The 23840-nt window shown below is 60.2% G+C and carries 22 protein-coding genes; 4 read left to right on the top strand and 18 right to left on the bottom strand.

All coding sequences use genetic code 11. The annotated features are described in order from the left end of the window. Positions 1-136 precede the first annotated feature (136 nt). Positions 137-784 (top strand): 2-polyprenyl-3-methyl-6-methoxy-1,4-benzoquinone monooxygenase, encoded by a 648-nt coding sequence (gene coq7 / locus QLG10_RS11445; RefSeq protein WP_110754859.1) that lies wholly within the window; start codon positions 137-139, stop codon positions 782-784. Between the two features lie 63 nt (positions 785-847). Here coq7 and QLG10_RS11440 read toward each other — a convergent pair whose 3' ends face one another. Then, positions 848-1270, bottom strand: coding sequence for an OsmC family protein (locus QLG10_RS11440; protein ID WP_008061600.1), 423 nt, complete (start codon positions 1268-1270; stop codon positions 848-850). 229 nt (positions 1271-1499) lie between these two features. Between QLG10_RS11440 and crp the strand changes: the two genes are divergently transcribed. After that, positions 1500-2144 (top strand): cAMP-activated global transcriptional regulator CRP, encoded by a 645-nt coding sequence (gene crp, locus QLG10_RS11435; RefSeq protein ID WP_110754851.1) that lies wholly within the window; start codon positions 1500-1502, stop codon positions 2142-2144. 10 nt (positions 2145-2154) lie between these two features. On the opposite strand, the gene QLG10_RS11430 is transcribed toward crp, so the two are convergent. The 4 genes from QLG10_RS11430 to QLG10_RS11415 all read right to left on the bottom strand — a co-directional run bounded on the left by QLG10_RS11430 (position 2155) and on the right by QLG10_RS11415 (position 5466). Next, positions 2155-2856, bottom strand: coding sequence for a lipoate--protein ligase family protein (locus QLG10_RS11430; protein ID WP_282487350.1), 702 nt, complete (start codon positions 2854-2856; stop codon positions 2155-2157). Positions 2857-2980: 124 nt separating this feature from the next. Then, on the bottom strand, positions 2981-3817 hold the full coding sequence (gene trpC, locus QLG10_RS11425; RefSeq protein WP_110754849.1) for an indole-3-glycerol phosphate synthase TrpC: 837 nt from the start codon (positions 3815-3817) through the stop codon (positions 2981-2983). Beyond that, on the bottom strand, positions 3814-4863 hold the full coding sequence (trpD, locus tag QLG10_RS11420; protein WP_110754848.1) for an anthranilate phosphoribosyltransferase: 1050 nt from the start codon (positions 4861-4863) through the stop codon (positions 3814-3816). The genes trpC and trpD overlap by 4 nt, the downstream gene beginning before the upstream one ends. A gap of 9 nt (positions 4864-4872) precedes the next feature. Further along, positions 4873-5466, bottom strand: a complete 594-nt coding sequence (locus tag QLG10_RS11415) for an aminodeoxychorismate/anthranilate synthase component II (RefSeq protein ID WP_020798793.1) — start codon at positions 5464-5466, stop codon at positions 4873-4875. A 406-nt stretch (positions 5467-5872) separates the two neighbouring features. Here QLG10_RS11415 and estP point away from each other — a divergent pair, with 406 nt between their 5' ends. Then, entirely contained in the window at positions 5873-7780 is a 1908-nt protein-coding gene (estP, locus tag QLG10_RS11410) for an esterase EstP (RefSeq protein ID WP_282487349.1), read from the top strand. Positions 7781-7956: 176 nt separating this feature from the next. Here estP and trpE read toward each other — a convergent pair whose 3' ends face one another. The 10 genes from trpE to QLG10_RS11360 form a co-directional block, all read right to left on the bottom strand. After that, entirely contained in the window at positions 7957-9438 is a 1482-nt protein-coding gene (gene trpE, locus QLG10_RS11405) for an anthranilate synthase component I (protein WP_020798795.1), read from the bottom strand. A gap of 69 nt (positions 9439-9507) precedes the next feature. Continuing rightward, a complete protein-coding gene (locus QLG10_RS11400; protein ID WP_033044298.1) occupies positions 9508-10326 on the bottom strand; it encodes a phosphoglycolate phosphatase in 819 nt (272 codons plus the stop codon). After that, the gene (gene rpe, locus QLG10_RS11395) at positions 10323-10997 is read right to left on the bottom strand and encodes a ribulose-phosphate 3-epimerase (protein ID WP_033044299.1); all 675 of its coding nucleotides are present in this window, start codon (positions 10995-10997) and stop codon (positions 10323-10325) included. Before rpe ends, QLG10_RS11400 begins: the two co-directional genes overlap by 4 nt. 80 nt (positions 10998-11077) lie before the next feature. Then, complete coding sequence (locus QLG10_RS11390; RefSeq protein ID WP_188265126.1) at positions 11078-12226, bottom strand: iron-containing alcohol dehydrogenase; 1149 nt, start codon at positions 12224-12226, stop codon at positions 11078-11080. Positions 12227-12447: 221 nt separating this feature from the next. Beyond that, positions 12448-13272, bottom strand: coding sequence for an ABC transporter permease (locus tag QLG10_RS11385; RefSeq protein WP_008061581.1), 825 nt, complete (start codon positions 13270-13272; stop codon positions 12448-12450). Positions 13273-13284: 12 nt separating this feature from the next. Further along, positions 13285-14532, bottom strand: coding sequence for an ABC transporter permease (locus tag QLG10_RS11380; protein WP_188265125.1), 1248 nt, complete (start codon positions 14530-14532; stop codon positions 13285-13287). Between the two features lie 192 nt (positions 14533-14724). After that, positions 14725-15768, bottom strand: coding sequence for an ABC transporter substrate-binding protein (locus QLG10_RS11375; protein WP_020798800.1), 1044 nt, complete (start codon positions 15766-15768; stop codon positions 14725-14727). Between the two features lie 48 nt (positions 15769-15816). Next, complete coding sequence (locus tag QLG10_RS11370) at positions 15817-16941, bottom strand: ABC transporter ATP-binding protein (protein ID WP_110754844.1); 1125 nt, start codon at positions 16939-16941, stop codon at positions 15817-15819. A gap of 254 nt (positions 16942-17195) precedes the next feature. Continuing rightward, positions 17196-17825 carry a response regulator transcription factor gene (locus tag QLG10_RS11365; protein ID WP_020798801.1) on the bottom strand — a complete coding sequence of 210 codons (630 nt, stop codon included), beginning with the start codon at positions 17823-17825 and terminating at the stop codon, positions 17196-17198. After that, on the bottom strand, positions 17826-20225 hold the full coding sequence (locus QLG10_RS11360) for a sensor histidine kinase (RefSeq protein ID WP_282487348.1): 2400 nt from the start codon (positions 20223-20225) through the stop codon (positions 17826-17828). A gap of 73 nt (positions 20226-20298) precedes the next feature. Here QLG10_RS11360 and QLG10_RS11355 point away from each other — a divergent pair, with 73 nt between their 5' ends. Next, positions 20299-21291, top strand: coding sequence for an alpha/beta hydrolase family protein (locus tag QLG10_RS11355; RefSeq protein WP_282487347.1), 993 nt, complete (start codon positions 20299-20301; stop codon positions 21289-21291). Positions 21292-21335: 44 nt separating this feature from the next. Here QLG10_RS11355 and QLG10_RS11350 read toward each other — a convergent pair whose 3' ends face one another. From QLG10_RS11350 to QLG10_RS11340, 3 genes are read right to left on the bottom strand one after another with little or no spacing between them, the layout of a single operon-like run. Continuing rightward, positions 21336-22103 (bottom strand): TerB family tellurite resistance protein, encoded by a 768-nt coding sequence (locus QLG10_RS11350; protein WP_110754841.1) that lies wholly within the window; start codon positions 22101-22103, stop codon positions 21336-21338. Between the two features lies 1 nt (position 22104). Beyond that, a complete protein-coding gene (gene murU, locus QLG10_RS11345; protein WP_110754840.1) occupies positions 22105-22776 on the bottom strand; it encodes an N-acetylmuramate alpha-1-phosphate uridylyltransferase MurU in 672 nt (223 codons plus the stop codon). Next, positions 22773-23792 carry a phosphotransferase gene (locus QLG10_RS11340; protein ID WP_110754839.1) on the bottom strand — a complete coding sequence of 340 codons (1020 nt, stop codon included), beginning with the start codon at positions 23790-23792 and terminating at the stop codon, positions 22773-22775. Before QLG10_RS11340 ends, murU begins: the two co-directional genes overlap by 4 nt. Between the last annotated feature and the right edge of the window lie 48 nt (positions 23793-23840).

The following is a 23840-nucleotide window of genomic DNA, read 5'->3' as shown; positions in this document are numbered from 1 at the left end:
GCGATGGCGTCATTGAGATCGCCATCGCCGGCAAACCTGGCTCCTACAAGGGCGAGCCTGCGTCGTAATGACCCAACGCAAACCTTCCCCGGCCGATTGGGTTAAACTGGCCGCCGAGATTCCTCCGGAGGTCAGCATGACTACCCAACGTCACTACTCGCCAATTGATCGCTTTCTGCTGCAAGCCGATGCCGCGATGCGGACCCTGCTGCCCTTCAGCGGCCAGCCCTACCGTCCGTCGCCGGCCATTGTGCAGCCCGATGCGAAATTGAGCGATGAAGACACTCGCCATGTTGCCGGGCTGATGCGCATCAACCATACCGGTGAAGTCTGTGCCCAGGCGCTGTACCAGGGGCAGGCCCTGACTGCCAAGCTGCCGCAAGTACGCATCGCGATGGAGCATGCCGCCGAAGAAGAAGTCGACCATTTGGCATGGTGTGAGCAACGCATCCATCAATTGGGAAGCCACACCAGCATTCTCAATCCGCTGTTTTATGGCATGTCGTTCGGAATAGGCGCTGTTGCAGGCCTGATCAGCGACAAAGTCAGCCTGGGTTTTGTCGCAGCGACAGAAGATCAGGTGTGCAAGCACTTGAATGAACACCTGGAGCAACTGCCGGCCGAGGATGAAAAATCCCGGGCGATTCTCGAGCAGATGCGCATCGATGAAGAACAACATGCCGAAAGCGCACTGGAGGCTGGCGGCTTTCGCTTTCCGGCACCGGTAAAGTTCGGGATGAGCTTGATGGCCAAGGTCATGACCAAGAGTACTTATCGGATCTGACCGGCTGCACCGGAAACAAAAAAGGCGACGGCCCTGAGGCAGTCGCCTTTTTTTGATCTCGATTCAACCCAGCTCGATGATCTCGTAGTCGTGGGTGATTTCTACACCTGCCGCACCGAGCATGATCGAAGCCGAGCAATACTTTTCAGCGGACAGTTCGATAGCGCGCTTGACCTGCGCTTCCTTCAGGCCACGCCCCTTGACCACAAAATGCATGTGGATCTTGGTGAAAACCTTCGGATCTTCAGTCGCACGCTCGGCTTCAAGGAACGCCTCGCAGCTCTCGACCGCCTGACGGGACTTCTTGAGGATGCTGACCACATCGAAATTGCTGCAACCGCCGACACCCAGCAGGAGCATTTCCATCGGCCGGACACCCAGGTTACGGCCGCCGGCATCGGGCGGACCGTCCATGACCACGACATGACCGCTGCCGGATTCGCCGAGGAACATGGCTTCGCCAGCCCATTGGATGCGTGCCTTCATCGCCAAGACTCCACTGTCTAAAAAAGGGTCGCCAGCTTAGCACAGGCCCCTTGGTTGACAGTGATTGGCGTCCTAGGACATAACCATCAGCGCTGTAGGTAAAATCTCGAATATCGCAAGAAGTGTCTGGTAAGCTGGCGCCAATTCGCTGGCGCTCGGCCGGCTGAGCCGCAATGTCCGCAATTCATAAAAAACCCAACACACCGTGCAGTCTTTTCGGGATACAACCATGGTTGCTATTGCCCCCACCCTCAAGATGAAAAACCTCGACAAGCTGTTGATGCATTGCCAACGCCGTCGCTATCAGGCCAAGAGCAACATCATTTGCGCCGGTGACCGCTCGGAGACGCTGTTCTTCATCATCAAGGGTTCGGTCACCATCCTGATCGAAGACGACGACGGTCGGGAAATGATCATCGCCTACCTGAACGCCGGGGATTTTTTCGGTGAGTTGGGGCTGTTTGAGCAGGCCGGGCATGAACAGGAACGCAGTGCCTGGGTGCGGGCCAAGGCCGAATGCGAAGTAGCGGAAATCAGCTACGCGAAATTCCGCGAATTGTCGCAGCAGGATCCGGACATTCTTTACGTACTAAGCGGACAGATCGCACAACGCCTGCGCAACACCACCCGTAAGGTCGGTGACCTGGCGTTTTTCGACGTCACCGGTCGTGTCGCCCGCTGCCTGCTTGAACTGTGCAAGCAGCCAGATGCCATGACCCATCCCGATGGCATGCAGATCAAGGTGACCCGTCAGGAAATCGGACGGATCGTTGGCTGCTCCCGGGAGATGGTCGGACGTGTGCTCAAGGATCTGGAAGAGCGCAACCTGGTGGATGTCAAAGGCAAGACCATGGTGGTCTTCGGTACGCGTTGAGCTCGTAAATCTAGCCGTTGAACATGTGCGCAAGCATTCGACGGTAGAGATCATCAAGACGTTCCAGCGCATCCGGCGCGGTGAACTTCTCATGCAAGGCGATGTGGCTTTCAGCGCGCACCCGTTGCTCCAGACCGCAGGCCTCATTAAAGCGATTGACCGCCGCGACCATCGATTCGCGCTCGTTATCCAGCAACATCGCACCATGAACCAGCCCTACCGGACGCTGACCACCTTGGCTCTGGCGCCAGCGCTGGGCAGTACCCACCATCTTGCGCCCATCCAGATTGACGTTGAAGCGGCCATCACAGAAGGCTCCGTCGATTTCACCCAGGGACGAAGTGCCCCCCAACTCATCCAGCAACTGGCAGATCGGGTCACATAGACGCCGGTAGCCGGACTCGATACGGTTTAGATCCCCTTCGCTACGCGGTGGCGCGTAAACCAGGGCAATGTTGAGGGTTGTCGCTGATTGCGGAACGGGTTCACCACCGGTATCGCGCAACAGCACCGGCCAGCCGGCAGCGGCGGAGACTTCGCAGGCGTGTTCGAAACCTGGCAAACGATTCAAGCGGCGCGGCATTACCAATGCCTGGTCGCTGGGCTGCCAGAACAGCAGGCCAAATTCCGCGTCGCCATCACAGACCGAGGCCAGCAGATCCTGCTCGGCCTGAAGGCCGCCTTCGATGGTCAGAGAAACAGGTGAGGTCACAAGGTACTCCGTAAGACAAAAAGTCTGTGGTGTTTCTTATGCCGCTATCGCGAGCAGGCTCGCTCCCACAGTTGATTGTGGTTACCCTCAAACCCTGTAGGAGCAAGCTTGCTCGCGATGCTTTTCAGTCGAGGGTCGAACCGCTGACGGGAATACCGCGCTCAGGGAAGAACAGTCGCTGCAATTCAGTGCCCGGATTTTCGGCACGCATGAACGCCTCGCCAACCAGGAACGCGTAGACATCGCTGATTTCCATCAACTCGACATCGGCGCGATTGAGGATGCCGCTTTCAGTGACCACCAGACGATCTCGCGGGATACGCGGCAACAGGTCGAGGGTGGTTTCCAGGCTAACCTCGAATGTGTGCAGGTTGCGGTTGTTGATGCCGACCAGCGGCGTGTCGAGGGTTTTCAAGGCCCGCTCCAACTCATCGCTATCGTGGACTTCCACCAGCACATCAAGGTTGACGCTTTTGGCCACGGCCGCCAGCTCGGCCATTTTCACGTCGTCCAGCGCGGAGACGATCAACAGCACGCAGTCCGCGCCAAGGGCACGGGCTTCGACGATCTGGTAAGGATCGATCATGAAGTCCTTGCGGATCACCGGCAGGTTGCACGCGGCACGAGCCTGCTGCAGATACGCATCGGCACCCTGGAAATAATCGATGTCGGTCAGCACGGAAAGGCAGGTCGCTCCGCCCCTCTCGTAGCTCTTGGCAATATCGGCAGGAACAAAGTTCTCGCGGATCACGCCTTTGCTCGGGGAAGCCTTCTTGATTTCAGCAATGACTGCCGGCTCTTTCAGCTTGGCCTGAGCCAGCAAAGCCTTGGCAAAACCACGGGGTGCATCGGCCGCCTTGGCCAGACTTTCCAGCTCGGCGAGGCTGACACGAGCGCTGCGCTCGGCTACTTCCTCTACCTTGCGCGCCAGAATGTTTTCCAGAACCGTCGGTACACTCATCCCTCATTCTCCACTTTGAATACCGCCGTAAACGCACCCAGTTCCTCGAGTTTTTCCCGAGCGAGGCCGGTGTGCAGCGCATCGTGCGCCAGGGCAACGCCTTCTTTCAGACTGCTGGCATGGTCAGCCGCATACAGCGCGGCACCGGCATTGAGCATGATCATCTCGGCAGCTTTCTGGCCGTTTTCGGTCTTGCGCTTGCCCAAGGCATCGCGGATCAGCTCCAGGGACGCCGCCGGGCTTTCCACCGCCAGGCCATGCAGGCTCTGGCTTTTCATGCCCAGGTCTTCCGGTTCGACCCAATATTCGGTGATCTGGTCGTTTTTCAGCTCCGCAACATAGGTCGGTGCTGCCAGGCTGAATTCATCCAGACCATCCTTCGAATGCACCACCAGCACATGCTTACTGCCCAAACGCTGCAACACTTCAGCAAGCGGTCGACACAACGCCTGGGTGAATACACCCACTACCTGATGTTTCACACCGGCCGGATTCGTAAGCGGGCCAAGCATGTTGAACAGCGTACGCAAGCCGAGCTCCTTGCGCGGGCCGGCGGCATATTTCATGGCACTGTGATGAGTCTGGGCAAACATGAAGCCGATGCCGACGTTATCGATGCAGCGCGCCACCTGGACCGGGGTCAGGTTCAGGTAGATACCGGCTGCCTCCAGCAAATCGGCACTGCCGCTTTTACCCGAGACCGCGCGGTTGCCGTGCTTGGCCACCGTGCAACCGGCCGCCGCGACCACAAAGGATGACGCAGTCGACACGTTGAAGATGTTGGCACCGTCACCGCCAGTACCGACCACGTCGACCACGCCGTCGAGGGTCTTGAGTTCGACCGTGTCTGCCAGTTCACGCATGACCGACACCGCGCCGACGATTTCGTCGATGCTTTCGCTCTTCATGCGCATGGCCATCATGAACGCGCCGATCTGCGCGTCCGTGCATTGGCCGGTCATGATTTCGCGCATCACGTCGCGCATTTCATCGGTGCTGAGGTCGAGCTGTTCGACGATACGGCCCAGGGCTGTCTTGATGTTCATGAAAGGTCCTTAGCGCGTGCCGCCGGTTTGTTTGAGGAAGTTGGCGAACAACTCGTGTCCCTGTTCGGTAAGAATCGACTCAGGGTGGAACTGCACGCCTTCAATGTTCAGGGTCTTGTGGCGCAGGCCCATGATCTCGTCGACCGAGCCGTCTTCCAATTGGGTCCAGGCGGTCAGCTCGAGGCAATCTGGCAGGGTTTCGCGCTTGACGATCAATGAATGATAGCGGGTGACCGTCAGCGGCATGTTCAGGCCTTCGAACACACCTTTGTCTTCATGGAACACCGGGCTGGTCTTGCCGTGCATGACCTGGCGCGCGCGAACCACATCGCCACCAAAGGCCTGGCCGATGGACTGATGGCCCAGGCAGACGCCGAGGATCGGCAGTTTGCCGGCGAAATGCTTGATGACATCTATCGAGACGCCCGCTTCGGTCGGAGTGCAAGGGCCGGGAGAGACGACGATGCGCTCAGGATTGAGGGCTTCGATTTCGGCGACGGTGAGTTCGTCGTTGCGCACGACTTTGACCTGGGAGCCCAGCTCACCAAGGTATTGCACAACGTTGTAGGTAAAAGAGTCGTAGTTATCGATCATCAGCAACATGGCGTTAAGAACCTCTTGAATTCACTGACTTGATTCAGCCTTCGAATGATTTACCCGCAGCGTCCTGCACTTTGGCGGACGCTGGAATCGCGCAGCAAAGCGGTGTGTCTGACGGGTAAAGAAGGCAAAGCGGTAAAGATCCGGCCGGGCCGGCAGAAGGATTCAGGCGCGCCAACGCCAGCGGGCGTGTGCCTTGATGACTTGATCCAGGAGTTTGCTGACGATCAACACGGGGAAGGTCTCATTTATACGTCTTGGCACAGTAACTTAGCTGGGCAGAGCGTGCAATATGGGGCGATCGAAGCAAGTGAAACATTCGGCAAGTTCGCGCCGAATGGCATGAGGCTCTATAGTTTTTTGGCACTGTCGTTTACTCCACTAAAACAAGAAACAAACGGACTTGCTCATGATCAGACAGACGCTGTTTGCACCGCTTGCCGGTTGCTTGCTCGCCTTGGCTTGCGCTCAGGCAATTGCGGCGCCCAATCCTTACTCCAATTTCATCGTCTTCGGTGACAGCCTCAACGATGCGGGGCAGTTTACCGACGCGGGGGGCCCTCCCGGCTCGACTCTGCGCTTCACCAACCGGACCGGGCCGACTTATCAGGACGGCAGTGGTGAAGTCTATTCCGCCAACTCAACCCAGTTGCTCGGGGGCAGGCTTGGTTTCTCAGCGGACCAGACTGCCGCTTCGACTTCAGCCGCACGCGCCGCCCAGGGCCTGCCAGACGGTAACAACTGGGCCGTCGGCGGCTACCGCACCGACCAGATCCTCGATTCAATCACTACGTTATCCGCCACCGGCGAACGTGCACGAGCGGGTTATTTGCCGACCAACAACTTGCGCGCCGATCCGAACGCGCTGTATTACCTTTCCGGCGGCGGTAACGACTTTCTCCAGGGCCGCGTGCAAAGTGGCGCCCAGGCGAATGCCGCGGCAGACCGCCTGGCCAACAGCGTTCAGGTTCTGCAAACAGCCGGCGCCCGCTACATCATGGTCTGGCTGTTGCCTGACCTGGGCTTGACCCCTGCCATCAATGGCACCCCGCTTCAGGGACCGACCTCGCAACTGAGCGCGGCCTTCAACCGGCAACTGGTCACTCGACTGGCGGGCATCGATGCCGAAATCATCCCGCTGAACATTCCACTGTTGCTGCAGGAAACCTTCGCCGATCCCGCGCGATTCGGTTTTGCCACCGGGCAGAACCTGACCGCGACTTGCTTCAGCGGCGACGGCTGCAGCGAAAACGCTGCCTTTGGCATCAACAGCGCCACCCCCGACCCCAGCAAGCTGGTTTATAACGACGGGGTTCATCCGACCGAAGCCGGGCAAAAGCTGGTGTCCGACTACGCCTATTCCTTACTCGCTGCACCTTGGGAACTGACGCTGCTGCCGGAAATGGCCCACGCCACGCTACGCGCGCATCAGGATGAACTGCGCAGCCAATGGCAATCCGACTGGGAAAGCTGGCAGGCGGTCGGCCAATGGCGGGCCATTGTGGCCGGGGGTGGCCAGCATCTCGATGTGGACCATCAAAGCAGCGGCACCGATGCCGATGGCAACGGCTACAGCTTGAACATTGGCGGCAGCTATCGCCTCAATGAAGCCTGGCGAGTAGGTGCGGCGGCAGGCTTCTATCGTCAGAACCTGGAGGCAGGCAACAACGATTCTGACTACAAGCTCAACAGCTACCTGGCCACGGCATTCGCGCAGTTCCAGCAGAACCGATGGTGGGCCGATGCCGCATTGACCGGCGGCAAGCTGGATTACGACAATCTCAAACGCAAATTCGATCTAGGCGCGGGTGAGGGTGCGGAGAAAGGCGACACCGATGGCTATCTCTGGGCCTTCAGCACACGCCTGGGCTATGACATAGCGCAGCCGGGCAGTGAGTGGCACCTGTCGCCGTTCATCAGCGCCGATTACGCCAAAGTGGAAGTCGACGGTTATTCGGAAAATACCAGTCGCTCCACGGCGCTGACCTTTGATGATCAGAAACGCGATTCGAAACGTCTCGGCGCCGGGCTTCAGGGTAAGTATCAGATCACCTCGCAGACCCAGGTGTTTGGCGAATATGCCTACGAGCGTGAGTATGAAGATGACGTACAGAAGGTGAACATCGCCCTCAATAGCTTGCCGTCACTCGACTTCACGCTCGCTGGCTATACACCGCAGAGCCACTTGAACCGCGTGAGCCTGGGCGTCAGCCACAAGCTGACGGCCGATCTTGCGCTGCGTGGTGGGTATACGTTGCGCAAGGATGATGACTTTACCCAGCAAGGGATTTCCGTTGGGGTTGCGCTGGACTTCTGATCAAGCAAACAGCCAGCATAAAAAACGCGGCGCCTTTACGGGCGCCGCGTTTTTTTATGCTGGTGAAGCCATTGTGGGAGCGAGCCTGCTCGCGATAGCGGTGGATCAGGCTAAACCAAGGTTGGTGTGCCAGCCCCTTCGCGAGCAGGCTCGCTCCCACATTGTTAGTGGCGAACTCAGGCGTCCGGGGTTTGTTCCGCCAGGGCCACTGCACGGAACATCGCGCGGCGTTTGTTCAGGGTTTCTTCCCATTCCAGCGCCGGCACCGAGTCGGCGACGATGCCGCCACCGGCCTGCACATGCAGCTCGCCATTCTTGATCACCGCCGTACGGATCGCAATGGCGGTGTCCATGTTGCCGTTCCAGGCGAAGTAGCCGACGGCGCCGCCGTAGACACCGCGCTTGACCGGTTCCAGTTCATCGATGATTTCCATCGCACGGATCTTCGGTGCGCCAGACAAGGTGCCCGCCGGCAGAATCGCCCGCAGTGCATCCATCGCCGTCAGTCCGGCCTTCAATTGGCCGGTGACGTTGGACACGATGTGCATCACGTTGGAGTAACGCTCGATGACCATTTTCTCGGTGAGTTTCACCGAACCAATTTCCGATACGCGACCCGTGTCGTTACGACCGAGGTCGATCAGCATCAGGTGCTCAGCAATTTCCTTGTCGTCCGAGAGCAAGTCTTTTTCCAGCGCCACATCGGCCTCTTCGTTGGCTCCGCGTGGACGGGTGCCGGCGATCGGGCGCACGGTGATCAGATTGTCTTCGACCCGCACCAGCACTTCTGGCGAACTGCCGACGACGTGGAAGTCGCCGAAGTTGAAGAAGTACATGTAAGGCGTCGGGTTGAAGCAGCGCAGCGCTCGGTACAGATCGATGGGCGCTGCCTTGAAGTCGATCGACATGCGCTGGGACGGCACGACCTGCATGCAGTCACCGGCCAGGATGTATTCCTTGATGGTGTCGACGGCTTTTTCGTAATCGTTCTGGGTGAAACTGGAACGGAACACCGGATCGGCGGATTGCTGCTTGCTGAAGTCCAGGCCACGGCGCGGGGTAATTGGCTGGCGGAGTTTTTCCAGCAACTCTTCCAGGCGCGTGCGGCCTTGCTCGAAAGCGTCTTCCTGGGCCGGATCGGCCAGGACGATTGCATGCATCTTGCCGGCGAGGTTATCGAACACCACCACCGCGTCGGACACCATCAGCAGAATGTCCGGCACGCCCAACGGGTCCGGGTTCGGGCATTTGCCCAGACGCTTTTCCACATAACGTACGCAGTCATAACCGAAGTAGCCCACCAGGCCGCCGTTGAAGCGCGGCAGACCGGCAATCGTCGGCACGTTGTAACGGGCCTTGAAGGTTTCGACGAAGGCCAGTGGGTCTTCTACATCGTGGCTTTCAGTCTCGACACCGTCGATGGTCACGCTGACGTGATGGTCGTGCACCCGCAGCACAGTGCGGCACGGCAGGCCGATGATCGAGTATCGGCCCCACTTCTCGCCACCTTGTACGGACTCCAGCAAATAGGAGTTGGGCTCGTCGGCCAGTTTCAGGTAGATCGATAGCGGCGTGTCGAAGTCGGCCAGGGTTTCGCAAGCAAGCGGGATGCGGTTATAGCCGGCAGCGGCCAAACGCAGGAATTCTTCGCGGATCATGAGGTGCCTCGTGGCTTGAGGGTCAAACAGTCAGGTATGCAAACGCGCCGGACAACCGGCCAGGATCAGTCAGGCGCGCCAACGCCAGCGGGCCAGGGCCTTGATGACTTTCATCCAGAGTTTGCGAGTGACCACCACGATGGCGTTTCCAGAAGGGGGTTGGACAGCGTCGGCCAACGTTATCTCAGCGGCCGGGTCCAGGCAACCGCGAATTAGCTTGCGCAGGTCGTCGATCACCAACGCCGGTGACTCTTCGGCAATCGGACGCCCGTGGTTGTAGCCGTAGCTCAGGGCCACGCACTTGACCCCCGCCGCTTTCGCCGCCTGCACATCACTGCGCGAGTCGCCGACAAACAAGGATTGCGAGGCCGGGATATTGGCCATCTTCATTACGAAAAACAGCGCAGCCGGGTCGGGTTTTTTCTGTGGCAGGGTGTCGCCGCCAATGATCCACTTGAAATATCGGCCGATTTTCATCTGGTCCAGCAGCGGCGCGACGAAGCGCTCCGGCTTGTTGGTAATCAGCGCCATCTCGACGCCCTGCTTTTGCAGCCATTTAAGGGTATCGCGCACACCGGGGTAGACCACGGTCAACCCATGGCTATCGGCATAGGCCTGCATGAAAATCTCCAGCGCGCTGTCGGCCTCGGCGTCATCGACCTTCGAGTGGTCGATACCGCCGGCCAGGGCGCGGCGCACCAGCACGGGCGCGCCATTACCGACCCATTCACGCACCGCTTCGATACCTGCCGGAGCGCGACCGAGCTTGAGCAGCATTTTGTCCACCGCCACCGCCAGGTCCGGGACCGAGTCGACCAAGGTGCCATCCAGGTCGAACATCACCAGTCGTGGCAGGGTTCCGGGAAACAGCTGCTCAAAGCCACTCATGGGCGGGCCAGCGCCAGTTCGGAACGCATTTTTTCAATCACTTCCTGGTAGTTCGGTGCATTGAAGATCGCCGAACCGGCAACGAAGGTGTCAGCACCCGCCGCAGCGATTTCACGAATGTTGTTCACGTTGACGCCACCGTCGATTTCCAGGCGAATGTCACGACCCGACGCGTCGATCAAAGCCCGCGCCTCACGCAGCTTGTCGAGGGTGCCAGGGATGAACTTTTGCCCGCCGAAGCCCGGGTTGACGCTCATCAGCAGGATCATGTCGACCTTGTCCATCACGTACTTGAGCACGTCCAGCGGCGTTGCCGGGTTGAACACCAGGCCCGACTTGCAACCACCTTCACGGATCAGTTGCAGGGAGCGGTCGATGTGCTGGGTAGCCTCCGGGTGGAAGGTGATGTAGGTCGCGCCGGCTTCGATGAAGTCACCGACAATGCGGTCCACCGGGCTGACCATCAGGTGCGCGTCGATCGGCGCGGTCACGCCGTACTTGCGCAGCGCCGAGCAGACCATCGGGCCGATGGTCAGGTTCGGCACGTAGTGGTTGTCCATGACATCGAAATGCACGAAGTCGGCGCCGGCGGCCAGGACGTTGTCCACTTCTTCGCCCAGGCGGGCGAAGTCGGCGGAAAGAATTGACGGAGCAATTACGAAGGGCTGCATGACGCACCTTTTCTGAGCAGAATCACGATGGCGCGCATTGTATACCTCATGCTTTGGCCCGCGCACCGAAAGCGCGATGATCAGTAGGCCGCCCGGTAGATTTTCTCGATATCGACAGCACTCAACCGGCGCGGATTGTTGCGCATCAGGCGCTCGATCCCCGCTGCCTCCACGGCCATCGCCGCAATCGCATCCTCGGGAACCCCGACACTACGCAGGCCTTGGGGGATTTCCACCGCCGTGCACAGCGCAGCCATGGCCTCCACGGCCTTGTCGGCCGCTTCATTGGCGCTCAGATGAGCCGTCCTCACGCCCATGGCTTCGGCGATATCCTGCATGCGTTCAATGCAGGCCATCTTGTTCCAGGTCATGACATGGGGCAGCAGCAAGGCGTTGCTCACGCCATGGGCGATGTTGAAGCGCCCACCCAAGGGATACGCCAGCGCATGCACCGCACCCACCCCGGCATTGCCGAATGCCATGCCCGCCATCAGGCTGGCGGTGGCCATGTCTTCACGGGCCTGCAGGTTGGACGGGTTGGCGTAGGCCTTGGGCAACGCCTTGGCTATCAGTTTGATGGCGCCAATGGCCAAGGCGTCGGTAATCGGCGAGGCATTGACCGACAGATAGGATTCGATGGCATGCACCAGCGCATCGACGCCGCTGGCCGCCGTGACCCCGCGCGGACAAGTCAGCGTCATCTGCGGGCTTATCAATGCCACGTCCGGCAACAAGTAATCGCTGACGATGCCTTTCTTCAATTGCGCGACCTTATCGGAAAGGATCGCCACGTTGGTGACTTCCGAGCCGGTGCCGGCGGTGGTGGGGATGGCGATCAGTGGCGGGCCTTTGCGTGGTACCTGGTCAACCCCGAACAAATCTTCAAGGGCACCGTGGTAACCGGCGTAGGCCGCCACGCTCTTGGCGATGTCGATGGCGCTCCCCCCGCCCAGGCCGATCAGCCCGTCATGCCCGCCGTCGCGGTAGACCCGCATGCAGTCTTCGACGATGGCGATTTCCGGATCCGGCAGCACGCGGTCGAAGATTTCGAAGGTGCGACCACCCAACTGCGCCAGCGCCAGCTCTACCGTGCCAGACTTGACCAGCGCGGCGTCGGTGACGATCAGCGGATGGTCGATGTCCAGGCGTGCCAGTTCGGCAGACAGTTGCTCGATGGCCTCTGCGCCGGTGATCAGTTTGTGAGCGATCTTGAAGGAGGAAAGACCCATGTGCGCAGCCTCTTATGGATGTGGGAGCTGGGCACAAGAGTAGCTGGGGTTTAGGGGTGGGCTGATATTCAGGCGGTGAATGACCGGCGTGCTTCTGTGTCGATCGTTTCCCACGCTCCGCTTGGGAATGCAGCCAGGGACGCTCTGCGTCCCAAAAGCGGACGCGGAGCGTCCGATGAGGCATTCCCACGCAGAGCGTGGGAACGATCGTTAACCGTAGATCAGACCTGCGCGGTACGCAGTTTCTCGCTGCGCCCACGCAGCCATTCCAGGGTCAGCAGCAGGATCACCGAGAAGGCGATCAGCAGCGTCGCGGCGGCGGCGATGGTCGGACTGAGGTTTTCGCGGATGCCGCTGAACATCTGCCGTGGCAAGGTCGCTTGCTCGGGGCCGGCGAGGAACAGCGTTACCACCACTTCATCGAAGGAAGTGGCGAAGGCAAACAAAGCACCGGAAATCACCCCGGGCGCAATCAACGGCAAAGTCACCCGACGGAACGCCGTCAGCGGCGAAGCACCGAGGCTGGCCGCCGCGCGCACCAGATTCTGGTTAAACCCTTGCAAAGTCGCCGACACGGTGATGATCACGAACGGCACGCCCAACACCGCATGCACCACAATCAGTGAGAAGAAGCTGTTGCCCAGGCCCAAGGGCGCAAAGAACAGATAGCTGGCCACACCAATGATCACCACGGGCACCACCATCGGCGAAATGACCAGCGCCATCACCAGCGGTTTGCCGGGGAAGTCACCACGGGTCAGGCCGATGGCCGCCAGCGTACCGAACACCATGGCCAGCACCGTAGCGGCCGGCGCGACGATAATGCTGTTCTTCAGGGCGCGCATCCATTCCGCCGAGGCGAAAAAGTCGTGATACCACTGCAGCGAGAAGCCTTGCAGCGGGTACACCAGGAAACTGCCGGAGTTGAACGACAGCGGGATGATCACCAGCACCGGCAGGATCAGGAACAACAGAATCAAGCCGCAGAGAATCCGCAAGCTGTAGAACCACACCCGCTCGATGGGCGACATATAAGGACTCAGCATTTCATTCTCCCCTTAGCTCAGGCGCAGGCGACTGGCGCCCACCAGCCAGCTGTAAATCAGATAAAGCACCACGGTCGCCAGGAGCAACAAGCCGCCGAGTGCGGTCGCCATGCCCCAGTTGATGCTGGTGTTGGTGTAGAAGGCGACGAAGTAGCTGACCATCTGATCGTTCGGGCTGCCCAGCAACGCCGGGGTGATGTAGTAGCCGATGGCGAGGATGAACACCAACAGGCAACCGGCGCCGACACCGGCATAGGTTTGCGGGAAGTACACCCGCCAGAAGCTGGCGAATGGATGGCACCCCAGGGAAATCGCCGCACGCATGTAGGTCGGCGAAATGCCTTTCATCACGCTGTAGATCGGCAGGATCATGAAGGGCAGCAGGATGTGCACCATCGAGATGTAGACACCGATGCGGTTGAACACCAGCTCCAGCGGCTTATCGATGATGCCCATGGCCATCAGGCCGCTGTTGATCAGGCCACCCGATTGCAGCAAGACAATCCACGCGGCAACCCGTACCAGGATCGAGGTCCAGAACGGTAGCAGCACCAGAATCATCAGCAGGTTGCTCTGGCGCGACGGCAGGTTCGCCAACAGGTAAGCCAGGGGATACGCGAGTACCAGGCAGATCACGGTGATGATCAGGCCCATCCAGAACGTGCGGGCAAAGATGTCGAGGTAGATCGCCTGGTCCGGGGTGGCCGGGGCGATTTCGCCGAGGTCGTCGATGCGGTGATCGACCGCGGCCAGCAAATAATACGGCGTAATGCTGCTGGTATTGCGGCGTACGGCTTGCCAGTAGGCCGGGTCACCCCAGCGCTCGTCGAGACCTTCCAGCGCTTCTTTATAAGAGGCCGGTTCAGCGGCGAACGGCAAGGCGCGGGCGGTTTTGGTCAGCAGGCTGCGATAGCCGGCCAACTCCATGTTCAAGCGCTTGGACAAATCGCCCAGGGTCTGATTCTTGCGCGCTTCGGCGAGGTCTTCGCTGGCCGCCTTGTAGACCGGTTCGGCAGGCAGGCCTCGGCCGTCCCAACTGGCGATGGCCGCCACGGTGCGCGGCATGCCACCGACCACTTCCGGGTTACCCACGCTTTTGTAGAGCAGCGCCACGATTGGCACCAGGAACACCAGCAACAGGAACAGCACCAGCGGCGCGATCAACGCCTGGGCCTTCCAGCGGTTGACCCGCTCGGCGTGCTTGAGCCGCTGCTTCAAGGTGGGGTCAGTGCCCGCGTTCACGGGAACGGCGATAGCCATGGCGTACTCCGGAAATCTTTGGATGGGCGGCATCAAACAGCGCGATGCCGCATTACATCAATGTTCTTGAACCATTCACTGGCCCCTGTAGGAGCTGGCGCAGCCTGCGATCTTTTGGCGGCTTAGAGACCGCTGAAGATCAAAAGATCGCAGCCTTCGGCAGCTCCTACAGCGTAAGCCCGCGCTACGGTCTTACTTCGCAGCCCAGGAATTGAAGCGCTGTTCCAGTTGCTCGCCGTTGTCAGCCCAGAAGCTGACGTCGATCTGTACCTGGTTGGCGATGTTTTCCGGGGTGGTCGGCATGTCCTTCAGGACATCCTTGGCCAGCAACGGTACGGCCTGGGTGTTGGCCGGGCCGTAGGCGATGTTTTCCGAGTAGGTCTTCTGCTGCTGTGGCTGTACCGAGAAGGCGATGAATTTCTTCGCCGCTTCCGCACGCTTGGCATCCAGACCTTTTGGAATAGCCCATGCGTCGAAGTCGTAGATACCGCCGTTCCACACCACTTTCAGGTTGCTTTCTTTCTGCACGGCGGCGATGCGGCCGTTGTAGGCAGAGCTCATGACCACGTCACCGGAAGCGAGGTATTGCGGCGGTTGTGCGCCCGCTTCCCACCACTGGATGTTGGGCTTGAGTTCGTCGAGTTTCTTGAACGCGCGATCCTGTCCATCTTTACCGGCCAGCACTTTGTAGACGTCTTTTGGCGCAACGCCGTCAGCCATCAGTGCGAACTCCAGGGTGTACTTGGCGCCTTTACGCAGGCCTCGCTTGCCTGGGAATTGCTTGGTGTCCCAGAAATCCGCCCAGCTGGTCGGTGCGGTCTTCAGCTTGTCGGCGTTGTAGGCCAACACGGTCGACCACACGAAGAAACCTACGCCACATGGCTGGATAGCGCCTTTGACGTAGTCCTCGGTCTTGCCGAACAGGGCCGGGTCGAGTTGCTCGAACATGTCTTCGTCGCAACCACGGGACAGTTCTGGTGATTCGACTTCTACCAGATCCCAGGACACGCTCTTGGTGTCGACCATGGCCTTGACCTTGGCCATCTCACCGTTGTATTCGCCCGCCACGATCTTGCCGTTGCCTGCCGCTTCCCACGGTGCGTAGAAGGCTTTGACCTGCGCCGCCTTGTTCGCCCCGCCAAAGGACACCACGGTCAGGTCCGGGCCAGCCGCCATTGCGCTTGCTGCCCCCATCATGCCCAGTGCCAGAGCGGTGAATTTCAGGGATCTCAACATTTATTGTTCTCTCCACGTGCAGGGTTTGTGTTGTTGAAGCCGGGGCGATCAGTTCGCCTCTAGAATGGGATCGAGCGCGCGAACGTGTTCGACCTGCCAGCCAAGCGGAACCACGTCGCCGACCGCGAGCGCAGGATCGAGCTCGGCAATCGGTTGTTTCACGAAGAAGTCGGTCTTGCCACAGACCTCCAGGCGAACCCGGACGTGGTCGCCCAGATAGATGAATTCCGCTACCCGTCCCGAGAAGCGGTTGATGCAAGACTCGCTGGAGCCATTGAGACTCACGCGTTCGGGGCGAATGGACAAGGTCACCGGTTCACCGGTCCTGCCGACGTTCACCGCCAGGGCTTCAACTTTTTCACCACGGCCCAGTTCGACCACGCAACGGTCGCCGGTCTGACTGTGCAGACGGCCATTAAGACGGTTGTTTTCGCCAATGAAGTTGGCGACGAAGGTGTTTTTCGGCTCTTCATACAACGTACGTGGAGGCGCGATCTGCTGGATCTCGCCCTGATGGAAAACGGCCACACGGTCGGACATGGTCAGGGCTTCGCCCTGGTCGTGGGTCACGTAGACCACGGTCACACCCAGACGCTGGTGCAGGTGCTTGATTTCCATCTGCATGTGTTCGCGCAACTGTTTATCCAGTGCGCCGAGGGGTTCGTCCATCAGCACCAGTTGCGGCTCGAACACCAGTGCGCGGGCCAGTGCCACGCGCTGCTGCTGTCCACCGGAAAGTTGTGCCGGATAACGCTGGGCAAAGGCGTCGAGCTGCACCATGCTCAGGACTTTTTTGACCTTATCGCTGACGTCGCTTTTGTTCAGCCCGCGCACAGTCAGAGGGAACGCCAGGTTCTCGGCAACCGTCATGTGCGGGAACAACGCATAGTTCTGGAAGACCATGCCGATGTCACGCTTGTGCGGCGGCACGTTGTTGATGGCGCGTCCGGCCAGCAGGATCTCTCCCGCTGTCGGAGTTTCGAAACCGGCGAGCATCATCAGGCTGGTGGTTTTGCCGGAGCCGGAGGGGCCAAGCAAGGTGAGGAATTCGCCTTTGCGAATGTCCAGGTTGAGGTCCTTGACGATCAGGTTCTCGCCATCGTAGCTCTTCTGCACTCCACGAAAGCTGACCAGAACATCATTGGCCCCTGCGCTTGAATCGACCTGGCTCATACCCACACCTTTGTTGTTGATGACTGCTGTGGACTAAGCCTAGTGGACGCTGGGACCTGCGCAAATCGGGGGGCAAGAGAGAATCGCCTCAGCCATATGGAAGGCTGGGGGTAGGGATTGCCCTACAAGGATGGCGCGCTTTGGCAAGCGCAGCGGCGAGCGGTGAGCTGCACGCCGCAAGAACGAGCAATAAGCGGTTGTCCAGGCATGTCGCAAATGGACATGGCGACGCGCGCAGGGGGGCGGGGGTGTTTTCAGAGGAGCTTGTGTTCCATCGCGTACTTCACCAGCTCCGCCAGCGAGGTGATATTGAGTTTCTGCATCAACCGCGCCTTGTGGGTACTGATGGTTTTGCTGCTCAACGCCAGTTGCTGGGCAATGTCGTTGACGTTGGCGCCCTGGGCCAGGCGTTCGAACACCGAAAACTCACGCTCCGAGAGCAGTGAGTGCAACGGCCGCGAATCGGTCAGGCCGACTTCGAAGACCATCCGGTCGGCCAGGTCCGGGTCGATATAGCGCCCTCCCGCTGCCACCCGGCGGATGGCCGTCAGCAACAGCGCCGGATCACTGTCCTTGGTGGCATAGCCTGCCGCACCGACTTTCAACGCCCGTGCCGCCATTTGCGCCTCGTCATGCATCGACAACACCAGGATCACCGGCGGATTGTTCAAGGCACGGATCCGCGGGATCGCCTCAAGGCCGTTGACACCCGGCATGGAGATATCCAGCAGCACCACTTCGCAGGGCACATGCCGCAGGGTCTCGAGCAGCTGTTCGCCATTGCTCGCCTCCCCCACCACCAGCAAGTCCTTGGCCAGGCCGATCAATTGCTTGATGCCTTCGCGGACAATGGTGTGGTCTTCGGCAACCAGTACACGGATCACTTACGTCTCCTTATCCAAGGGTACTCGCACAGTCAGGGTCGTGCCCTCACCCGGCTCACTCTCAAGGGACAGTTGCCCGCCCATGATCAACACCCGCTCGCGCATGCCGACCAACCCAAAGGAAGTTTGCCTGCCGCTTTCGGCGACAAATCCTACGCCATCATCGCTGACGGTCAGGCACAACTCTTCGCCTTCAAGAGTAAGTGTCAGTTCGACAGTATGCGCCTGGGCGTGGCGCATGACATTGGTCAGTGCTTCCTGAAGTATACGAAACAGGCCGATGGCCTTGGCATCACTGAGCACGGGCAAGTTTTCAGGCACCTGTACCAGGCACGGAATCTGCGTGCGCGCCTCGAACCGGCGTGCCTGCCATTCGATGGCCGAGGCTATCCCGGCATCTAGAATCGGTGGCCGCAACGCCGTCGCCACATCGCGTACCAGCTGGAACAGCTGTGCGATCAAACGCTTCATGCTGTTCAGGCGCTCGTTCAATCCGGGGTCGAGTTGCGCATAAGCCAGCTCGCACATGGACGTTTCCAGCTTGAGCACCGTCAACATCTGGCCCAGTTCGTCGTGAACTTCCCGGGCAATGCGCGCCTTCTCCTCTTCGCGCACGCTTTCAAGGTGCGCCGACAATTCGCGCAGTTGCTCACGCGAGCTCGCCAGTTCCAGTTCGATGCGTTTGCTCTCGCTGATGTCCCAGACAATGCCATCCCAAACGTAGGCGCCGCCCTCGAGTCGACGGGTTATCGCCTTGATCTCCGCCCAGCGTTGTTCCCCCTGACGCGTAAGGATCCGCCCCTGCCAGGACCAGTCGCTGTCAGTGTCCAGCGCACGATCCTGGGTCTGGTGATAGCTGGCCTTGTCGTCCGGATGCACCAGGCTGCGCAGGCCTTTGTCACGATGGGCCAGGGTCGCTGGCGAATAACCCACCAGGCTCTCGCTGCCCTCGCTGATGTAGGCAAAGTCGATCTGGCCTGTCACCGGCGCCCGTTCCAGGCGAAAAACCAGGCCCGGCACATTCGCCGCGATCCCTTGCAAGCGTGCTTCACTTTCCTGCAACGCCGCCAGGGCGCGACGCCGTTCGGTGACATCGGTCAGGTAGACCACCAGGTACTCGCCATCGCGAAAGCGCAAAAAACTCAGGGAGACATCGGCCGGCAGGATGCTGCCATCGGCCCGCAGGCAATTGGATTCGAAACTTTGCGGCGCGTCGTCGCTGGCCCTGGCGCGCTTCCACAGGTTCAACCAGCGATCCATGTGCAGTTCGGGCTCGAACTCGATCAATGGCCGGTCGATAATCCCTCCGGGCGGATAGCCCAGCATGGTTTCGGCAGCGCGGTTGGCGTAGCGCACGTGGCTGTCCCAATTCACCCAGAGAATGCCGACGGTGCTCTGGTCGATGGAAAACTGCGTGAGCCGCAGGGCCTCTTCACTGGCGGCACGCAGGGCAATGTCTGCCTGCGCCGCCACCAGTCGTTGTTCCAGGCTGTGCTGCTGGCGTCGTTGCCAGAACACGATGGCCATGGCGCTGAGCGCCACCACCAATAGCAACAGGCAAAGGTTTTGCCAGAATCCCGGGGATTCGGTGAGCCGCGGGTACTTGGGTTGCAGCCACTGGTTGTGCAGCGCCTCCAGGTCCTTGGCCGGGATCGCCCGCAGCGCGCTTTCGACAATGCCGGCCAACTCGGGCAGGTCGCGTCGCGTGGCCACCCGCAGCAGCTGTGGCAAGCCGATATCACCGACCACCACCAGCCCGGAGAACTCAGGTTCAACGGACAGGCGCCCCAATTGTGCCTCGTCGACCACTGCGTAGGCGGCTTGCTGGCTCAACAACAGTTGCAAGGCCTGGCGTTCGGCCGGTACACCCTGCAGGTTCAAATGCGGATAGTTTCCACGCAGGTAGTCGGCGGTGGCACTGGGCATGCGCACGGCGACGCGGGTTTGGCTGTCGAGCTTTTCCAGCTCAACCGCCCCGGTGCTTTTCTGGTCGCTGACCACCAGTTGTGGCACCCGCATGTACGGGTCGGAAAACTGCCAGAGGCGCAGGCCGCCAGGGGTCTGGGTCAGCCCCGGGGCGAGATCGATTTCGCCGGCGCGCGCGGCCGCTTCCAATTGCTCGAGATCGGGAAAGTTGCGCCAGCTCAGTTCGACCTTGAGCGACTTGGCCAGCCACTTCATCAGCTCGACATTGACCCCGGACAGGCGCTGCAAGCGGCGGTCGTACTGCGCGTAGGGCGCTTGCAATACCAGTCCCACCCGCAAATCGCCCTGCCGCGCCAACCACTGTTGCTGGCCTGCCGACAATGGCGCGACATGCGCCGGTGGCGCGGCCGCCGCCCAGCCCATCAAGGGCAACCACAAACAGCCGATAACCCACAGGCAGCGAAAACGCATCATCGAACTCTCACACACTGACAAAAACTGACCAACCCATTAGGCTGCCGGAATAACTTCTGGCCTGGAATATCCAATGCTCCCTGTCTACCGCCTGGCACTGCCAGCATTGTGCCTGTCGCTGGTCCTGCCATGGGCTTTTTCCGTTGAAGCAGCCGACCCGACGCCTGCCACGGCAGAAACCCCCTCCGAAGCAAAACCACTCGAACGCCAGCCGTTGCCTGAGCGTAGTCAGGAAGAAGCCATTGCACTGGAGCGAAAAATTCCGCTCCAGGAACAACAGCAATTGCAATCAGGCTCCGATACGTTCCTGGCCCTGTGGAAGCCGGCCAATACCGCCGACCCCAAAGGTGCGGTCATTATCATTCCTGGCGCTGGCGAAACCGTTGACTGGCCGCAAGCAATCGGCCCGCTGCGCCGCCAATTACCGGATGCCCAATGGAGCAGCCTGAGTATCACCCTGCCTGACTTGCAAAGCGAAGCCATGGCGCCGCGCGTGGTGCAAGCCACTCCAGCAGCCAAAGCGCCAGACGTCGGCAGCAAAGACTCGACCACCGCCGCGCCCATCGAACAGGCCGCGGGCGGCGAAGCCGAGGTGGCGGACAAGGCCGTCGCCGAAACCGCTGACGAACAGAGCAAGGCTGACGCCGAGCGAATCTTCGCCCGCATCGACGCAGCCATCGCTTTTGCCGAACAGCAAAGTGCTCGCAGCCTGGTGGTGCTGGGGCATGGTACCGGCGCCTATTGGGCTGCGCGGTATTTGAGCGAGAGGCAGACGGCACAGGTCGAGCGCTTCGTCATGGTCGCCGCGCAGACGCCGAACAAGGCGGTCCCTGAACTGGACGACCTCGCGCCAAGCCTCAAGCTGCCCACCGCCGACTTCTTCTATATGGACAAGCCGCTGGACCGCAACGCGGCGCTGGCCCGCCTGCAGGCCAGCAAACGCCTGAAGACTTCGGCCTTCAGCCAGGTCTCGCTCAAGGCTCTGCCGGGCAATAACCAGGCACAACAGGAACAATTGGTGCGCCGGGTGCGGGGCTGGTTGAATCCGCAGAATGCGTCGAACTGATGGACTGAGTCGCCCCACTCTTGGGGCGACGCAACGCTTCGCTGCTAACGAAAGTCCCGCCGTTGACGAATCAACGTATAGGCATTGTGCAGCTCGCGTGTCTTATCGGTGGCCTCTCGAACCTGCGACGCCGTGGCACCACTGCCGGCAATCTTGTCCGGGTGATGACGACTGAGCAGGCGGCGATAGGCGCGCTTGATCTGGGCGGGCTCACTGGTGGCAGTTACACCCAACAGCCGCAAAGCGTCCTGATAGGTTGTCACACTGCTGACCAACGGACGATGCTGTGGCTCGTAATCGGCCGCCAACGCCCTGACATGCCGTTCGGACCACCCCAGCCAATTCCCCCACTGAAAGAGCAGCTCACGCTCGCGATTGCCCGCATGCCCATCAGCCCAAACCATCCGCCAACAAGCGCGCAAGACCCCTTCTGCCGCATAGGGTTGAGACTTTAGGCTGCGCAAATGGCCACGCAACCGGTCACTGCCCGACTTGCCACGATTGAACGCGGCAATCGCCCGACGCTGTGCCGATTCGGACATTTCCAGGGCACGCATCTCCGCGCGAGCCTGCTGGATATGCCCCTCCACGACCCGTCCATCACACTTGGCCAGGCGTCCCAGCAACACAAACAACAACTCGTCGTTGCGCAGGACAGGTCGCCCCCCGAGCTTTTCGCGCAAATGCGCCAGGCTTTGCAGGTGCAGGTGCCGATCCAGCACCTGCCCCAACAAGGCGCCAAGCATGGCTCCCGGAATGCTGGCGATGGCAAAGCCCACTCCGGTTCCGATCAGCGTCCCTGGCCACAGCATGTCAGCGGCTCGCTTCGATCAGGGTTTCAACTTCGGCCAGACGCTCGTGAGTGCCGACATCGACCCAATGCCCCCTCAGGCGTTCGCCGCTCACTAGCCCGTCTGCCATGGCTTTGCGCAATAGCGGCGCGAGCTTGAACGCTCCTGCCGAGCAACCATCGAACAACTGTGGATGCAGCACGGCGATACCGCTGTAGGTCAGGGTTGCGGTGTCCGGCTGACCGTCCCGGACCTGGCCGTCGCTCAGGCTGAAGTCTCCGGCGAGATGATGGGGTGGGTTGTCGGCCAGCACCAGATGCGCCAGCCCGGTAATGGGTTGATGCAGCACGCTGAAATCGTAGTCGGTCCAGATGTCACCGTTGACCACCAGGAAAGCTTCGTCACCCAATAACGGCAAGGCGCGGAAGATTCCGCCACCGGTTTCCAGGGGTTCACCTTCGGCCGAGTAGCGAATGCTCACGCCGTAGCGCGAGCCATCGCCCAGATAGTCTTCGATCTGCTGGCCCAGCCAGGCATGATTGATCACGATCTCGGTAAAACCTGCCGCCGCCAGGGCTCGCAGGTGATACTCGATCAGCGGCACGCCGCCGGCGCGCACCAGCGGCTTGGGCGTGGTCAGGGTCAAGGGACGCATGCGCTCGCCCTTGCCTGCCGCCAGAATCATCGCCTTCATGCGGTCACTCCGGCACGCAGGCTGGCCAGCAATACATCGAGCCCAGCCAGTTCAGGACGACGCGCAATCACTGCATCTATATAGGCAAAGAAGCGAGGCACATCGCCCAGGTAGCGCGGCTTGCCGTCGCGGTGGCAAATACGCGCAAAGATACCGATCACTTTCAGGTGACGCTGCACGCCCATCAGGTCGCTGGCGCGCAGGAAGTCTTCGAAGTCTGGCTGCACCGGAATGTTCAGCGCAGCCGCTTGCTGCCAGTAATTTTCCAGCCAGCCGCGCACGCGCTCCTCGGGCCAACTGAGGAAGGCATCCTTGAACAGGCAGGTTACGTCGTAGGTGACAGGACCATAGACGGCGTCCTGGAAATCCAGCACGCCCGGGTTGGGTTCGCTGAGCATCAGGTTACGTGGCATGTAGTCGCGATGCACCAGGACCTTCGGCTGGGCCAGGGCACTGTCGATCAACAGATCGCTGACCTGCTGCCAGAGCACTTGCTGCGCCGCATCAAACTCGACGCCCAATTCATGCTTGACGTACCACTCGGGAAACAATTGCAGCTCGCGTCGCAACAGCGCCACGTCGTAACTCGGCAATGGCGCAACCATCGGCAACTGCTGGAACGCCAGTAGCGCTTGCAGGGCATCGTTGAACAAATCGTCGGCGTTTTCGCTGTCGATCACGTCCAGGTAGGTCTGGTTGCCCAGGTCATTGAGCAAAAGAAATCCGCGTTCAAGGTCTTCGGCGTAGATTTTCGGCACATTTATCCCGGATTTCGCCAGCAGAAATGCGATATCCACGAAAGGCTTGCAGTTTTCCTGGGGCGGAGGTGCGTCCATCACGATCAAGCTTTGACCTGCACCCTCCCACCGAAAATAGCGCCGAAAACTCGCGTCGCTGCTTGCCGCAGTCAACGTGGCCGGGGGTACGGCACCCCACCCCTGTTGTGCAAAAAGAATTGCCAATTGCTCATCGAGCCAAACTTTCAGGTGTTGCAAACGTATATCTTGGTCAGGCATTGCAAGGGTCTCCGACGGCGCTAGCCGTCAAGCGGGTCATGCTTTATT

The organism is Pseudomonas sp. V98_8 (assembly GCF_029967975.1).
Lineage (GTDB): Bacteria > Pseudomonadota > Gammaproteobacteria > Pseudomonadales > Pseudomonadaceae > Aquipseudomonas > Aquipseudomonas umsongensis.
The sequence above is the reverse complement of the archived record's forward strand: the minus strand, read 5'-3'. Positions and strand labels throughout refer to the sequence as shown.

Coding starts and splice junctions, on each gene's coding strand:
- crp (WP_110754851.1), top strand. CDS start 1,500: ATGGTTGCTATTGCCCCCACCCTCAAGATGAAAAACCTCGACAAGCTG.
- QLG10_RS11350 (WP_110754841.1), bottom strand. CDS start 22,103: ATGCTGTGGCCAGGGACGCTGATCGGAACCGGAGTGGGCTTTGCCATC.
- QLG10_RS11360 (WP_282487348.1), bottom strand. CDS start 20,225: ATGATGCGTTTTCGCTGCCTGTGGGTTATCGGCTGTTTGTGGTTGCCC.
- murU (WP_110754840.1), bottom strand. CDS start 22,776: ATGAAGGCGATGATTCTGGCGGCAGGCAAGGGCGAGCGCATGCGTCCC.
- QLG10_RS11375 (WP_020798800.1), bottom strand. CDS start 15,768: ATGTTGAGATCCCTGAAATTCACCGCTCTGGCACTGGGCATGATGGGG.
- trpE (WP_020798795.1), bottom strand. CDS start 9,438: ATGATCCGCGAAGAATTCCTGCGTTTGGCCGCTGCCGGCTATAACCGC.
- QLG10_RS11440 (WP_008061600.1), bottom strand. CDS start 1,270: ATGAAGGCACGCATCCAATGGGCTGGCGAAGCCATGTTCCTCGGCGAA.
- QLG10_RS11355 (WP_282487347.1), top strand. CDS start 20,299: ATGCTCCCTGTCTACCGCCTGGCACTGCCAGCATTGTGCCTGTCGCTG.
- estP (WP_282487349.1), top strand. CDS start 5,873: ATGATCAGACAGACGCTGTTTGCACCGCTTGCCGGTTGCTTGCTCGCC.
- trpD (WP_110754848.1), bottom strand. CDS start 4,863: ATGAACATCAAGACAGCCCTGGGCCGTATCGTCGAACAGCTCGACCTC.
- rpe (WP_033044299.1), bottom strand. CDS start 10,997: ATGCAGCCCTTCGTAATTGCTCCGTCAATTCTTTCCGCCGACTTCGCC.
- coq7 (WP_110754859.1), top strand. CDS start 137: ATGACTACCCAACGTCACTACTCGCCAATTGATCGCTTTCTGCTGCAA.
- QLG10_RS11415 (WP_020798793.1), bottom strand. CDS start 5,466: ATGTTGCTGATGATCGATAACTACGACTCTTTTACCTACAACGTTGTG.
- QLG10_RS11385 (WP_008061581.1), bottom strand. CDS start 13,272: ATGCTGAGTCCTTATATGTCGCCCATCGAGCGGGTGTGGTTCTACAGC.
- QLG10_RS11400 (WP_033044298.1), bottom strand. CDS start 10,326: ATGAGTGGCTTTGAGCAGCTGTTTCCCGGAACCCTGCCACGACTGGTG.
- QLG10_RS11340 (WP_110754839.1), bottom strand. CDS start 23,792: ATGCCTGACCAAGATATACGTTTGCAACACCTGAAAGTTTGGCTCGAT.
- QLG10_RS11370 (WP_110754844.1), bottom strand. CDS start 16,941: ATGAGCCAGGTCGATTCAAGCGCAGGGGCCAATGATGTTCTGGTCAGC.
- trpC (WP_110754849.1), bottom strand. CDS start 3,817: ATGAGTGTACCGACGGTTCTGGAAAACATTCTGGCGCGCAAGGTAGAG.
- QLG10_RS11390 (WP_188265126.1), bottom strand. CDS start 12,226: ATGGGTCTTTCCTCCTTCAAGATCGCTCACAAACTGATCACCGGCGCA.
- QLG10_RS11380 (WP_188265125.1), bottom strand. CDS start 14,532: ATGGCTATCGCCGTTCCCGTGAACGCGGGCACTGACCCCACCTTGAAG.